Origin of the sequence: Pseudoalteromonas sp. P1-26 (assembly GCF_001401795.1) — a bacterium.
In the GTDB taxonomy this organism is placed as follows: domain Bacteria; phylum Pseudomonadota; class Gammaproteobacteria; order Enterobacterales; family Alteromonadaceae; genus Pseudoalteromonas.
The window spans coordinates 1-13,645 of sequence record NZ_LKDX01000005.1; the positions used below are offsets into that span (position 1 = coordinate 1).

General features: G+C 42.3%; 11 protein-coding genes and 1 pseudogene. 8 read left to right on the top strand and 4 right to left on the bottom strand.

Translation table 11 applies throughout. From position 1 onward, the window contains the following. The 3 genes and pseudogenes from AN394_RS21610 to AN394_RS04205 form a co-directional block, all read left to right on the top strand. Positions 1–88: pseudogene (locus AN394_RS21610) on the top strand (elongation factor Tu); the annotation flags it as partial. A 351-nt stretch (positions 89–439) separates the two neighbouring features. Further along, positions 440–1,162: a hypothetical protein gene (locus AN394_RS04200; RefSeq protein WP_055020873.1), complete on the top strand. Its 723-nt coding sequence runs from the start codon at positions 440–442 to the stop codon at positions 1,160–1,162. Positions 1,163–1,229: 67 nt separating this feature from the next. Then, complete coding sequence (locus AN394_RS04205) at positions 1,230–1,544, top strand: hypothetical protein (RefSeq protein ID WP_054563433.1); 315 nt, start codon at positions 1,230–1,232, stop codon at positions 1,542–1,544. 60 nt (positions 1,545–1,604) lie between these two features. Here AN394_RS04205 and AN394_RS04210 read toward each other — a convergent pair whose 3' ends face one another. Then, the gene (locus tag AN394_RS04210; RefSeq protein ID WP_055020874.1) at positions 1,605–3,245 is read right to left on the bottom strand and encodes an endonuclease; all 1,641 of its coding nucleotides are present in this window, start codon (positions 3,243–3,245) and stop codon (positions 1,605–1,607) included. 347 nt (positions 3,246–3,592) lie between these two features. Between AN394_RS04210 and AN394_RS04215 the strand changes: the two genes are divergently transcribed. From AN394_RS04215 to AN394_RS04235, 5 genes are all read left to right on the top strand, one after another. Continuing rightward, a complete protein-coding gene (locus AN394_RS04215) occupies positions 3,593–5,407 on the top strand; it encodes an assimilatory sulfite reductase (NADPH) flavoprotein subunit (RefSeq protein ID WP_055020875.1) in 1,815 nt (604 codons plus the stop codon). A gap of 48 nt (positions 5,408–5,455) precedes the next feature. Then, a complete protein-coding gene (gene cysI / locus AN394_RS04220; protein WP_054563436.1) occupies positions 5,456–7,153 on the top strand; it encodes an assimilatory sulfite reductase (NADPH) hemoprotein subunit in 1,698 nt (565 codons plus the stop codon). 38 nt (positions 7,154–7,191) lie between these two features. Further along, positions 7,192–7,932 (top strand): phosphoadenylyl-sulfate reductase, encoded by a 741-nt coding sequence (locus AN394_RS04225; RefSeq protein WP_055020876.1) that lies wholly within the window; start codon positions 7,192–7,194, stop codon positions 7,930–7,932. A gap of 100 nt (positions 7,933–8,032) precedes the next feature. Then, positions 8,033–8,761 (top strand): ABC transporter substrate-binding protein, encoded by a 729-nt coding sequence (locus AN394_RS04230; RefSeq protein WP_054563438.1) that lies wholly within the window; start codon positions 8,033–8,035, stop codon positions 8,759–8,761. Between the two features lie 12 nt (positions 8,762–8,773). Next, a complete protein-coding gene (locus AN394_RS04235) occupies positions 8,774–9,316 on the top strand; it encodes a DUF4124 domain-containing protein (protein ID WP_054563439.1) in 543 nt (180 codons plus the stop codon). Here AN394_RS04235 and AN394_RS04240 read toward each other — a convergent pair. The 3 genes from AN394_RS04240 to acnA form a co-directional block, all read right to left on the bottom strand. Then, positions 9,313–9,558 (bottom strand): hypothetical protein, encoded by a 246-nt coding sequence (locus AN394_RS04240; RefSeq protein ID WP_054563440.1) that lies wholly within the window; start codon positions 9,556–9,558, stop codon positions 9,313–9,315. The two genes, AN394_RS04235 and AN394_RS04240, sit on opposite strands and share 4 nt — an antisense overlap. An 81-nt stretch (positions 9,559–9,639) precedes the next feature. Then, entirely contained in the window at positions 9,640–10,527 is an 888-nt protein-coding gene (locus AN394_RS04245) for a DUF4097 family beta strand repeat-containing protein (protein ID WP_054563441.1), read from the bottom strand. A 188-nt stretch (positions 10,528–10,715) separates the two neighbouring features. Continuing rightward, on the bottom strand, positions 10,716–13,466 hold the full coding sequence (gene acnA / locus AN394_RS04250; protein ID WP_054563442.1) for an aconitate hydratase AcnA: 2,751 nt from the start codon (positions 13,464–13,466) through the stop codon (positions 10,716–10,718). Positions 13,467–13,645: the final 179 nt, after the last annotated feature.

Here is a 13,645-nt window from a genome sequence, read left to right on the forward strand (position 1 = left end):
AATCGCGATGGACGAAGGTTTACGCTTCGCTATCCGTGAAGGTGGCCGTACAGTTGGTGCTGGTGTTGTTGCAACTATCGTTGAGTAATATCAACAGATAGAGCTTCACAGCTTATAAAAAGGTCGCCCAGGCGGCCTTTTTTAATGCTTGTAGAAAAGCTATCAGCTGTCAGCTTTCAGGCGTCAGATTCGATCGGTGGGGTTGTTTAGTGTGGTGTCTCACTCAGTATTTGCCCTGTTCACTCTTCGGGTAGGTTGGTTTGAGCGCAGCGAAACCCAACTATCATAAAGCATTCCCAAGGTTATGCTTGAACTAGAACCTAGAACCTTTACCCTCGCTAACTCGCTAACTCGCTAACTCGCTAACTCGCTAACTCGCAACTTTCCTATGAACTAATTCACTCTTTTAGCACTCTTAAAAATAAAACGAGGCGCTAGGGTGTTAAAAGGGAATTACAAAGCATGGATCATCTCAATTTCGTTACATGCTGTTTTGTTGCTGTTATTTACTCGATATGGAAAGTCTTTGAAACTCCCCGCAGTCGCTGAACCGCCAAAAGTAATCAACGCGTATGTGAGTGTTGATTTAACTTCGTTACCTAGTTTGCAGAAACCTCAAGACAAACCTTTACCAGAACACTCGCAAGTAGTTCCAAGTGAGGCTAAGCCTTTGCCAAAAAACGAAGATGTTTCGCAGGGGAGCTCTCAACAGATGACTGACGCTAAGGCAATTAATCCCATTATAAATGAACCAAAAGAAGCTACCTCTGAGGTTGTAAAGCCTAATCAGACACTTGAGAATTCAAAAATACCCGAAGAGCCATTTAAAAAGCTCAACCCTTATGCACCAATCCCACAGCTTAATTTTGAAAATGGTTCTGCTAATGCGTCTTTGTTTGGGCAGGGTGAAGCGACGATTAGTAATAGCCCCGCAGGCAGGGTTACGGTGCCCGCACAATTAACCGTCTCTGATAAAGCAACTGTCGTTTGGCAAAATGGCGATGGCAGCAAGCGTATCGAGGTGCTAAATGGCATGTGTTACGGCATAGATTTTAATTCGGTGTTTGGTAAATCTGGAGTGCCAAGCGGATCCCCAAGACCCTGTGAAGATAAAGAAGCAAAACTATTTAAAGATATAATGAATAAGTGGAGTAGAAAGTAATAACAAAACACTTTACCTCAACTTAACTTGAGCTTTTAAAGTAGCGTTTTTTGTAATGGATATCGCTATGAACTCACTAGAAAACTATTTATTAAGCTTACAAATCAATTGTTATCAAACATCAGTGATACAGATTTCTCAAGTACAAACACGTATTTGGCAGTCATTACAAAATAGTTCTAGTTATGCTCATAATGTAATCGAAGAGTTTGAATTAAATGGGCAGTCTACGCATTACCAACATGCCGCCCTATTTACACTGGTTTTACAGCAACTCGGTTATAAAATACAACCAACAGCAGAAAATACTTTGTCGGTAAGGCATAACCATTTGTTACATGACATTCGTCTTGTTGAGCAGTTAAACCCTAATGAGGCTTAAGTCATGTTTTATCGTATAAAAAGGCACTTAGCCGAAACTAAGTGCCTTGGCTTAACGAAGTTACCAAATCATTTCTACAAATTCTGGGTGATCCACAAATGGGTTGCGGTTACCTTGATGTTCATAAGCTGCTTGGTTACGGTCAAGCTCTAATTGGCTAACAGGATCCTCGTTATGCCACTTTAATAACATAGCAACAACCCAGCTCTCAAAAACCTGATTAGATGAACCATTCAGTACAGCATTACTATAGGTTGTGTTGTTTTGCCATGAGCCAATCACGTTTTCATAGCGTGTTGCCATATAGAAATACGCTCTTGCAAAGTCACCTTTAAATTCATCAATAGGTTCAAAAACCGTTCCTGAGTAATTTAATGAGCTAGCAGCGCTGCCTAATTTGCTGCCGTTACTAGAGGTATAGCTTGCACTAGCTACTTCACCAAACGGGTAGTTACTGCGTTTTGAATTCACATAACCATCAGTGGCAAAAATGTGATGTACGTCTGAATTCATGGGCTCAACCTTACCGCCAAACCAACTTTTCGGGAAAGAATGCTCACGGTTGTAGCAATCTGCTTCGCTGTTGTATGTACCACATTGGTCGCTTACAGCAACATAGTTGTAGCTGTCTTGGCCTGCGGGGTTTTCTGAATAACGATCTAAAATAGAGTTGTCGTTTTCAAAATACTTATCGCGTGAAGCAACATCATAAAAACTCCAAATCGCAGAATAGCCCTGCGAGTTATGACCTTTGATGATGTTGTATAACTCTGTTTTCAGTGCATAACCACTAAGGCCTTGCGTTGTAACATAGTATCCCGTTGGCTCTGTTGGGGTTGTACCACCCCCGTCACCGCCGCCTGAGCTATCACCTAAACTAAACGGCGTAGCTTCTGAGCTTTGGAAGCTTGCCCCACTGGCAAGTACTGTTTGACCGAATGAAAGGTTATAGCTACCGTTACCGTAAGAGCAACATATGCCATCACCATAGCTATCAAAAATAGTAAAGGTATAGTCACCATCAGTTAAACATGCTTGCTCACTGTACTGAGTATTTGCTGCGTAGCTGCCGCCCGATGCCACTGCACTACCTTGGCTATTGGTTATTTGCCAGCTGGTTTCTTCCCCATAGTTATCGGTAGTGAGGGTAAAAGATACTTGGTTATCGGCGCAGCTGCCCGTAGGTGGTGGGGTTGAGCCTGTGTTTGGTGCAAAGTTATCTACATAAACGACTTCGCTGCCATCAAAACCAGTTACGTCGTAAAAGCGTAGGCCAACATTAATTGATGTAGTAGCAGGGGCTGTGTACTGATAATTGATTTGTTGCCATTGATTAGTTAATGCTGAGTTAGAATAGCCCTGATAGCCATCAACCACTAAACGTGCTTTTACGCCACCTTCTGTATGGTAAACCCAAGCAGAAAACTCATAACTTTCACCCGCCACTACCTCTACTAATTGTTGTAAATCGGTATTACTTTGGGTGCCAGTATTAACCACGACTTGTGCTGAGTAATTACCTGAGTAAACCACATTAGTATTAGCGCTAAGACTAATACCGCTATCAATAGTGCCCCAGCTTGCAGGGGTATTTGCTGACCAGCTTTCGAAGTCGGCGTTACTAACATTTGCCAATGCTGAACTTGCTAAACAAAGTAAGCTACTGGCTAGCATATATTTTTTACATGTCCCGTGTGACATTGTATTTTCCTTTTTATATTTTAATAGTTTTTGCTGTTCTCAAAATGAACACAGCGAGTATAGGCTAATTGGCTTATGTTGCAATAATGTTAATTAATAAAAGTTTCTTATTTGGGAATTTTTGCTTTTAACATGTTTTTTTTGGATAAATACTAAATTAATAACTAAATGGAATATCAAAGCAGATTCTATTCTTTTTTAATCGCCTCAGACCTCGTTATTCTTCACGCTCAGATAAACCTTTAAAGCATTTCTATTGAGTCTTTAAAGTCGAAAAAATTGTTCGCGAAATGACAGTAGCAAGTTCGTTTCGCAGTTAACTTTTCAGGGTTACGAGGAATAAATTCATGTTGTTAAGTCAACTAAATGCAGCGGCGAGCCCGCTATCGCAAGAGCAAGTACAGAAGCTGCAAGGCTTAGTGGCTGAACTTAATCCAATTCAGCAAGCGTGGGTAAGTGGTTACTTAGCTGCGAATGCCAACGCAGGTGCATTAACCGGTGGTGTTGCTGCCACTCCAGCTGCAGGTGATGCACCGCCGCTAACTATTTTATACGGCTCGCAAACGGGTAACGCAAAAGGCGTGGCGAGCAAGTTAAAAGAGCAGGCAGAGTCGCGCGGTCTAACTGTTAAGCTAGTAAACATGGCTGACTACAAACCAACAGCCCTGAAAAAAGAAAAGTTTATCACGGTTGTTGTTTCAACCTACGGTGAGGGTGAGCCACCAGAAGACGCTGAAAGCCTTCATGAATTCTTAACAACTAAAAAAGCACCTAAACTAGATGGTGTTAAAGTGGCTGTGATTGGCTTAGGTGATTCAAGTTATGAGTTCTTCTGCCAAACAGCAAAAGATTTTGAAGAGCGTTTTAACAAGCTTGGCGCAGAAACTATTTTCCAGCGTGCTGACCTAGATGTAGATTACGATGATGAAGCAGCTAAGTGGATTGATGGTGCACTTGATGCGTTTGAGCCTGATCTTAAAGCGCAGCAACAAGCAAGTGGTGGTCAAGTTGTGGCTATGCCATTTGCTGCAGCGGCACCAGCAGCAAGTCAATACACCAAGCAAAACCCTTTTGCTGCAGAGCTAAGTGTTGTGCAAAAAATTACCGGTCGTGATTCAACCAAAGACGTGCGTCATGTTGAAATTTCATTAGAAGGTTCAGACATTACCTATACACCGGGTGATTCGCTAGGCGTTTACTTCTTAAATGACGAAGCGCTTGTTGATGAAGTACTTACGCTTACACAAATCGATGCATCTAGCACGGTTAAACTTGGCGACGAAGAACTAAGTGTTCGTGATGCATTAATCGAAAAATTAGAATTAACTCAGTCATACCCAGGTTTTGTTGAAAAATACGCAACAGCAACTGGCAGCCCTGATTTATTAAAGTTGGTTGAAGATAAAGCGGCAATGCGTGAGTACATCGAACCTCGCCAAATCTTCGATATTATTCGTCAAAACCCAGCTCAGCTTGAAGCACAAACCTTAGTAGACTGCTTACGTAAACTACAAGCACGTTTATATTCGATCGCATCTAGCCAAGCAGAAGTTGAAGAAGAAGTTCACTTAACTGTGGGTCTGGTTGAGTTTGATGCATTTGGTAGCGAGCACTTAGGTGGTTGTTCTGGCTATTTAGCACGTCGTGCTGAAGAAGGTTGCAAAGTAAAAGTATTCAGCGAGCATAACGATAACTTCCGTTTACCGGCTAATGATGAAACGCCAATTATCATGGTAGGTCCGGGTACAGGTATTGCACCTTTCCGTGCGTTTTTACAAGAGCGTGATGCCCGTGAAGCAAGCGGTAAAAACTGGTTATTCTTTGGTAACCCACACTTTACCCAAGACTTTTTATATCAAGTAGAAATTCAAGGTTACTTGAAGTCAGGTTTACTGACAAAAGTGGATGTGGCGTTTAGCCGTGACCAAGCCGAAAAAGTATATGTTCAAGACAAACTTCGCAAAAACAGCCAAGAAGTATTTGCTTGGTTAGAAGCGGGTGCTCATTTCTATATCTGTGGTGATGCAAACCGTATGGCGAAAGATGTTCATCAGGCGCTTGTCGACATTATCAAAGAAAATAGCGGCAAAGATGATGAACAAGCTGAGCAATATTTAAAAGATTTACGTAGCGCAAACCGCTATCAGAAAGACGTGTACTAATCACGTTTAAAGCTAACAGCCGTCACTGTAACAAATTTAGGAAATACCATGAGCGAACAAGACAAAAACGTAAAGCTTTCTGATAACGAGCGTTTGAAAAGAGAAAGTAACTTTTTACGTGGCACCATTGAGCAAGATTTAAAAGACGAGATCACCGGTGGGTTCACTGCTGATAACTTCCAACTGATCCGTTTCCACGGCATGTACCAGCAAGATGACCGTGATATTCGCCCTGAGCGCGCTAAACAAAAATTAGAGCCATTACATAATGTTATGTTACGTGCTCGTATGCCTGGCGGTATCATCAAGCCTGAGCAATGGTTAGCGATTGATAAGTTTGCTGAAGAGAAAACCAGCTATGGCAGTATTCGTTTAACCACGCGTCAAACGTTCCAGTTCCATGGTGTGCTTAAGCCAAATATTAAAGGCATGCATCAAATGCTTAATAGCGTGGGTATTGACTCAATTGCAACGGCAGGCGATGTAAACCGAAACGTATTATGTACAACTAACCCAGTTGAGTCTGAGCTTCACCAAGAAGCTTACGAGTGGGCTGCGAAGATCTCTGAGCACCTATTACCAAAAACTAAAGCATACGCTGAAATTTGGTTAAATGGCGAAAAGAGTGAAACCACTGAAGAGCCAATTTTAGGTTCAACTTACTTACCGCGTAAGTTTAAAACCACAGTAACAATTCCACCGAACAATGAAGTGGATGTGCATGCGAACGACTTAAACTTCGTGGCAATTGCAGAAAACGGCAAGTTAGTTGGTTTTAACGTGTTAGTGGGTGGTGGTCTTGCGATGACTCACGGTGATACAGCAACGTATCCGCGTAAAGCAGATGACTTTGGTTTTATTCCACTTGAGCATACGTTAAAAATTGCTGAGCACGTGGTGTCTGTACAGCGTGATTGGGGTAACCGCTCTAATCGTAAAAATGCGAAAACTAAGTACACATTAGATCGTGTAGGTTCTGATGTATTTAAAGCTGAAGTTGAAAAACGTGCCGGTGTTCAATTTGAGCAAAGCCGCCCGTATGAGTTCACTCACCGTGGTGACCGTATCGGTTGGGTTGAAGGTATTGATGGTAAACACCACTTAACGCTGTTTATTCAAAGTGGCCGTATTTTAGATTACCCAAATCAACCTCTTAAAACAGGCTGCCGTAAAATTGCTGAAATTCACCAAGGTGATTTCCGCATGACTGCAAACCAAAACTTGATCATCGCAGGTGTTCCGGCTGATCAAAAAGCGGTAATCGAAGAAATTGCTCGCAACCATGGCTTAATTGATGACAGTCATACAGAGCAGCGTAAAAACTCAATGGCGTGTGTGGCATTGCCAACGTGTCCGTTAGCGATGGCTGAAGCAGAGCGCTATTTACCAAGCTTAATTGAGAAAACTGAAGCGTTATTAGCTAAGCACGGTATCAGCGATGACAACATCATTATGCGTGTTGTGGGTTGTCCGAATGGCTGTGGCCGAGCCATGTTGGCAGAAGCGGGTCTGGTTGGTAAAGGTCCGGGTAAATACAACGTGTACTTAGGCGGTAACCGCGAAGGCACGCGTATTCCAAAATTGTATTTAGAAAATGTCGGCGAAGACGTATACCTAGAAGCATTCGATAAGCTAATTGGCCAATGGGCAAATGAGCGAAATGAAGGCGAGTGTTTTGGTGATTTTGTAATTCGCAAAGGCATTGTTGCTGAAGTAAAAGTTTCAGTAACCGATTTTCACGCATAATTTTATAAGCGATACCGCTTTAAGGTTTGGAATTAACCATGAGTGAATTTAAAGACATCTTAACGATGAGCAAAGAAGACCAAACAGCCATGCTGGCTGATATTAATGGTCTTTTGGCTGGTAAAAGCGCAGAAGAGCGTGTTGCGTGGGCACTTGAAAACTTACCAAGCACACACTTTTTGTCGTCGAGCTTTGGTATTCAAGCGGCGGTGATGTTGCACTTAGTGACATCGCAGCAGCCAGATATTCCTGTGGTACTGACTGACACTGGTTATTTGTTCCCTGAAACCTATCAGTTCATCGAGCAAATGACGGAGCGACTTTCGCTTAATCTTAAAGTTTATAAAGCTAAGCTTAGCCCCGCGTGGCAAGAAGCGAAGTTTGGTAAACTTTGGGAGCAAGGTGAAGCCGGTATTAAGCAGTATAATCAACTTAATAAAGTTGAGCCTATGAGCCGCGCTTTAAACGAGCTGCAAGCAGGCACTTGGTTTAGTGGTTTGCGCCGTGATCAATCATCAAGCCGTGCTGACAAGCAAATTGTTGAAATCAGCCGTGGTACTGTGAAAGTCTACCCACTTATTGAGTGGAACAACCGAGATATTTATCAGTATCTAACTAAGCATGATTTACCGTATCACCCACTTTGGGAACAAGGTTATGTGTCTATGGGTGATGTACACACCACGCGTAAACTTGAACCAGGTATGACAGAAGAAGAGACGCGTTTCTTTGGTTTAAACCGTGAATGTGGCTTACATATTGACGGTGATGGTATCTAATCCTAAATTCCTATCAGAATTTTCGTAAAGCGCAACCTAGGTTGCGCTTTTTTTGTGCTATTTATATACAATCCCTGGCTCAATTTTATGAGAGAAAATTATGAGTCGTGCTGTTGTTTTTTTATTGTTGTTTTTAATTGTGCCTTTAGTGCGAGCAGAAACTTTGAGGGTTGCGCTTTATGACACAGATTACCCTCCATACCATTTAGTTAGTGGCAAACAAAAGGGGTTAGTTGATGAGCTACTTGAGCGATTTGCTGAACAGTACAAGCTGAAAACTGACTATATTTTAGTTCCTGAGGTACGTTCACAGCATTTACTTGATGAAGGCAAGGTTGATGTGCGCTTAGAGTCTGAGCAGTGGTATCGCGGAGGTAATCAATACTATTGGAGTGATAGCATCGCAGTTGTTGAAGATATTTTAGTTATGCCGAGAGGTTGTCATATTCCAGCTATTGATGAGCTAGGTGGTTATGTGTTGATGGCCCGCTTTGGCTACACCTATCCGCAATTTGAAGCGTTGTTTGCATCTGGAAAATTGCACCGTGAGGACTTTTACTCTGAACTAGATATGCTGAAGGCTTTAGTCGACATACAGCAAAATCAACGTGTTGCTGTGATCGCAAAAAACACACTGCAGTGGTATGCCTCAAAAAATAATGCCTTTAAAAAATTCACGGTAAGTGATTACAGTGTGGGCAAAGCGCCAATGCAATTACAGTTTGCTTATAATGAAAAAGGGAAGCGTATCAGCGAGCAATTTAATGAATTTATGAAAAATCTTAAATCATCCGGTGAATTTGCTAAGATTGAGAGTAACTACCAATAATCGGTAAATGGAATGATTAAGCGTTTTTGTTACCTTGCGGTTATGCTGTTACTAACCAGTGTTGCGCTGCTGTTTTACATTAAAAAGCCAGACGGTAAACCTTACTTAGAACTGAGCATGTTCGAGCGTTACTCAGAAAAAGTTAGTGGTGATGTGAGTGATTTTGCTTCGCAAAGTGCCGATACACTTACCAGCCAAGCAAAAAAGCTCACTGAGAAATTGAGTTTTAGCAAAGACGTTAATACACCTGTTGTTGTTTATAAATGGCAAGATGAACATGGTCAGTGGCACTATGCTGATACACCTCACCCTAATTACGTTAGTACCCCGGTAAGTTTAGATCCGAACGACATAACAGTGTTACCTGCAGAGACTTTTCAGGCAGATGAGAAGCAACCAGCAACCGTTAAAGCTAACGAAGCACCTTCAGCGCTTGGCGTATACGACCCTAAAAATGTACAAAAGATGATGCAAGACGCTGAGCAAGTAAAACAGCTTATGGAGCAACGTAACAAGCAACTTGAACAGCAGCTCAAAGAGCAAGGTGGAAATTAGCTCTGTTTGTTATGTGCTTTTAGATCGCTTTCCATTTTCATCAGTAAAATAGTGAGATAAATTTTGGTAGGCAAAGAGAATAGCACACCAACGGCAATACACGCTGCGCTTAACATAATGCCATGTATACCCATACTATCACTTAAGTAATTACCAGCTAATAAAGAATGCCCCAATATAATTAGGCAAATACCTAAAATAATAAAGGTTTTTAAGATTCGAATGATAGTTTGTTCGGTCATACAAGCACCTCACTTTAGCCTTAATTAAAGTGTAGGTGCTGCTGTCATTAATAGGATTGTTCTAAATCAAGCAATTGTCGGTTATTTGTCCAATTTTACTGGGCCGTTGATGTTATCGATGCTTAAATCACCTGAACCCGCTTCGATAATTGTCAGGCCGAGTGTGTCATCCACATAAATGCTGCCAGAGCCATCGGTAATGGTAACCAGCCCTTTGATTTGTCTTACATCTATATCACCAGAGCCATCTTCAATGGTAAGCGCACCAGCCAATGTTTTAATGCTGATACTACCTGATTCATCAATAATACGTGCAGGGCCTTGGCTGTTTTCGATGCGGATATCACCAGAGTCATCTTCAATATCAATACGCCCTTGCCCTTGATCTATCATAATTGAGCCAGAATCGTCTTCAATGCTGATATTGCCGCTGACATTGCTAATGCGAATATCCCCCGAGTCATCATCAATATTAATATTACGACCACCTTCGATCACAAGTGCTCCTGAATCATCATCAATGCTGATATCGTTTTGCATTGCACGTATCACGATATCACCTGAGTCATCATCGATCTCTAGTTTGAGGTTGCTAGGCACAGAGACAATTAAATCAATATGAGGTGATGAACCACTGTAAAACGATAAGCTACCATTATTGAGCTTACTGATAAGCTCTGCGGTGTCGCCGTGCTTTTCGAGGGTTAATGTATAGGTCTCATCGCCTTTAGCCGCATAGATATTAGCATTTACTGTGATAGCCGTGGCGTTGCTGTCGCCTTTGATGATCAGTGAACCTGCTTCGGCATCAATTTTTAGCTCGTTTAAATTTACAGCCGACACGCTTAAGTCTTGTTGTTTTTGTTCTGCGATTTGACCCGGAGAGACATGAATAACACAGCCCGTTAATAATAAACTTGATGAGATGGCCGTTGCGCAAATTGCGCGTTTGAATGATGCAATAGTCATAAGGATTCCAAAATTATTGTGATTTTTATCTGGTTAGCATTTGCAAACTATGGTCCAATTTTAACATGCTGATTTTTATGTGCTTTTCATTTTTTGTAAGTAAGTGTGTTGGTCTAAACTGCAATTAATTGGTGATTTAAACAAAAAAAGGGGCTGAAAAATCAGCCCCTTAGTTAACTTAAAAGCAATTACTGCTCAGCCAGCATATTACGCAGTACATACTGTAAAATACCGCCGTGTTTGTAGTAATCCCACTCTTTCGGGGTATCTATACGCACATCAACACTAAAGCTAATTTGTTTGCCTTCACTGTTAGTGGCAATCACACTGACTTCATTGGTTTTGTCATATAAGCCTTCAAAGTCGAATGATTCTTGGCCGGTTAGACCCAGTGACTCATAGCTTTCACCTTCTTTAAATTGTAGGGGTAAAACACCCATACCAATCAAGTTTGAACGGTGAATACGCTCATAGCTTTGTGCAATAACGGCTTTAACACCAAGTAAAAGTGAACCTTTAGCAGCCCAGTCGCGTGATGAGCCTGTGCCATATTCCGCGCCCGCTAAAATGATCAGTGGCGTGCCATCTTGCTGATATTGCATCGCTGCATCATAAATGCTGGCGAGCTCATCGCTTGGTTGCATACGAGTCACACCGCCTTCGGTACCCGGTGCTAATAGATTACGTAAACGCACATTAGCAAAGGTACCGCGCATCATTACTTCGTGGTTACCACGACGCGAACCGTACGAGTTAAATTGTGCTTTTTGTACACCGTGCTCTTGCAAGTAAAGACCTGCTGGTGCATCCGCTTTAATCGCACCTGCTGGCGAGATGTGGTCAGTGGTAACTGAGTCACCTAATTTTGCTAAACAGCGCGCACCACTAATGCTAGGAATGCCAGGAGGCTCAATCTCCATACCATCAAAGAATGGTGCTTTTTTGATGTAGGTTGACGCATCATCCCAATCATAAAGTTTGCCATCAGGAATTTGAATTTTCTGCCAACGATCATCACCTTGATACACATTGCCATAGCTTGATGCGAACATTTCTTTGGTTACAGTTTCGCGGACGAGCTCGTTCACTTCACTAACACTTGGCCAAATATTTTTTAGATAAATGTCATTACCATTAGGGTCTTGCGCAAGCGGCTCGTTATACACGTCTATATCTGTACGACCCGCAATTGCGTATGCAACCACAAGGGGTGGTGAGGCTAAGAAGTTCATTTTCACATCTTGGTGAATACGCCCTTCAAAGTTACGGTTACCCGATAAAATAGAGCTTACAACCAGTTTATGCTTTTGAATTGCATCGGTGATTTCATCAGCTAGTGGGCCTGAGTTACCGATACAGGTTGTACAACCATAACCGACAAGGTTAAAGCCTAAGGCATCTAAGTCATCCATTAAGTCGGCTTTTTTCAAGTAATCAGTCACCACTTGTGAGCCTGGAGCAAGTGAGGTTTTAACCCATGGCTTAACCTTTAATCCTAATTGTTTGGCTTTTTTAGCCACTAGGCCAGCAGCTAAAATAACACTTGGGTTTGACGTGTTTGTACAACTTGTAATTGCAGCAATGACACAAGCACCATCATTAAGCTCAAACTCTTCGCCTTTAAAGTTAACCTTAGCTGCGCCCATAAACTGTGCTTCGTTTACTGTCTCATCAGGGTTGGTGGTTGGGCCTTCATCTTCAATGCGCGCCTCTTGAACATCGCTTTTATCGCGATGTTGCATACGTTCTTCTTGAAAGCCTTTTAAGTGCTCACCAATAATGCTACCTGCTTTATCAAGGGCAATTCTATCTTGCGGACGCTTAGGTCCAGCAAGGCTTGGCACAACATCATCAAGTGATAACTCTAGTGTGTCGGTATAATGAGCTTCATCGCCAGGGTTACGCCATAAGCCTTGGTGCTTTGCATAGTCCTCGATGAGTTTAAGTTGTTTGTCATCGCGGTTAGTTAAACGTAGGTAGTTAATGGTTTCATCATCAATTGGGAAAATACCGCAGGTTGCACCATACTCAGGCGCCATGTTTGCGATAGTTGCACGGTCTGCAAGCGGTAAATCAGCAAGACCATCACCATAAAACTCAACAAATTTACCCACTACGCCATGGTTACGCAGCATTTCTGTTACGGTTAGCACAAGGTCTGTTGCGGTCGTACCTTCTGGCAGGCGACCATTGAGCTTAAAGCCAACGACCTGTGGAATAAGTAAGCTGATTGGTTGACCAAGCATTGCGGCTTCGGCTTCAATACCACCGACACCCCAGCCTAATACCCCAAGACCATTGATCATGGTGGTGTGCGAATCGGTTCCGACTAGGGTATCTGGGTAGGCGAGTGATTTACCATTTTTACTATCGTTAAATACCACGCGGGCTAAATATTCTAAATTAACTTGGTGTACGATGCCGGTTGCTGGTGGCACGACTTTCAAGTTATCGAAGGCAGTTTGCCCCCAGCGTAAAAATTCGTAACGCTCTTTGTTACGCTCATATTCAAGTTTCGCATTTAAGTCGAATGAGCCATCTTCACCGTAGCCGTCAACTTGCACTGAGTGGTCAATAACAAGTTCAGCAGGTGACAGCGGATTAATCTTCGCAGGGTCGCCGCCAAGTTTTTCCATGGCATCACGCATCGCGGCTAAATCGACAATGGCGGGTACGCCAGTAAAATCTTGCATTACAACGCGAGCAGGTGTAAACGCTACTTCTGCTGATGGTTTCGCTTGAGGGTCCCAGTTTAGTAAAGCATCGATATCTTGCTTTTTAATATTAACGCCATCTTCATTGCGCAACAGGTTTTCAAGTAAGATTTTTAGAGAGAATGGCAGACGTTTTGCTTTGTCGCCTAAACCTTGTAAAGAGTGAATATGGTATTGCTCACCATTAATCGTAAGCTGCTTTTGGGTATCAAAACTGTTATTCATTATTTGCCCCTGTGGTTTGAGCAAGCAATTTGGCTTGCTTTGTTGTTTCCTTTTCGAAATAGACACAGTGTTATTGCAAACTTAATACCAGCTGAGAAATTCATCTAGCTGATGAAAAAATATGCTACCTAATATAGTTGCTGCTGATGTGATTTATTTCAAGGGAAGGAGGCAGATAA

Bases quoted from the DNA above. Each gene is read 5' to 3' on its own strand.
- AN394_RS04240 (WP_054563440.1), bottom strand. From the start codon at position 9,558: ATGACCGAACAAACTATCATTCGAATCTTAAAAACCTTTATTATTTTA.
- acnA (WP_054563442.1), bottom strand. From the start codon at position 13,466: ATGAATAACAGTTTTGATACCCAAAAGCAGCTTACGATTAATGGTGAG.
- AN394_RS04230 (WP_054563438.1), top strand. From the start codon at position 8,033: ATGAGTCGTGCTGTTGTTTTTTTATTGTTGTTTTTAATTGTGCCTTTA.
- cysI (WP_054563436.1), top strand. From the start codon at position 5,456: ATGAGCGAACAAGACAAAAACGTAAAGCTTTCTGATAACGAGCGTTTG.
- AN394_RS04235 (WP_054563439.1), top strand. From the start codon at position 8,774: ATGATTAAGCGTTTTTGTTACCTTGCGGTTATGCTGTTACTAACCAGT.
- AN394_RS04245 (WP_054563441.1), bottom strand. From the start codon at position 10,527: ATGACTATTGCATCATTCAAACGCGCAATTTGCGCAACGGCCATCTCA.
- AN394_RS04210 (WP_055020874.1), bottom strand. From the start codon at position 3,245: ATGTCACACGGGACATGTAAAAAATATATGCTAGCCAGTAGCTTACTT.
- AN394_RS04225 (WP_055020876.1), top strand. From the start codon at position 7,192: ATGAGTGAATTTAAAGACATCTTAACGATGAGCAAAGAAGACCAAACA.
- AN394_RS04205 (WP_054563433.1), top strand. From the start codon at position 1,230: ATGAACTCACTAGAAAACTATTTATTAAGCTTACAAATCAATTGTTAT.
- AN394_RS04215 (WP_055020875.1), top strand. From the start codon at position 3,593: ATGTTGTTAAGTCAACTAAATGCAGCGGCGAGCCCGCTATCGCAAGAG.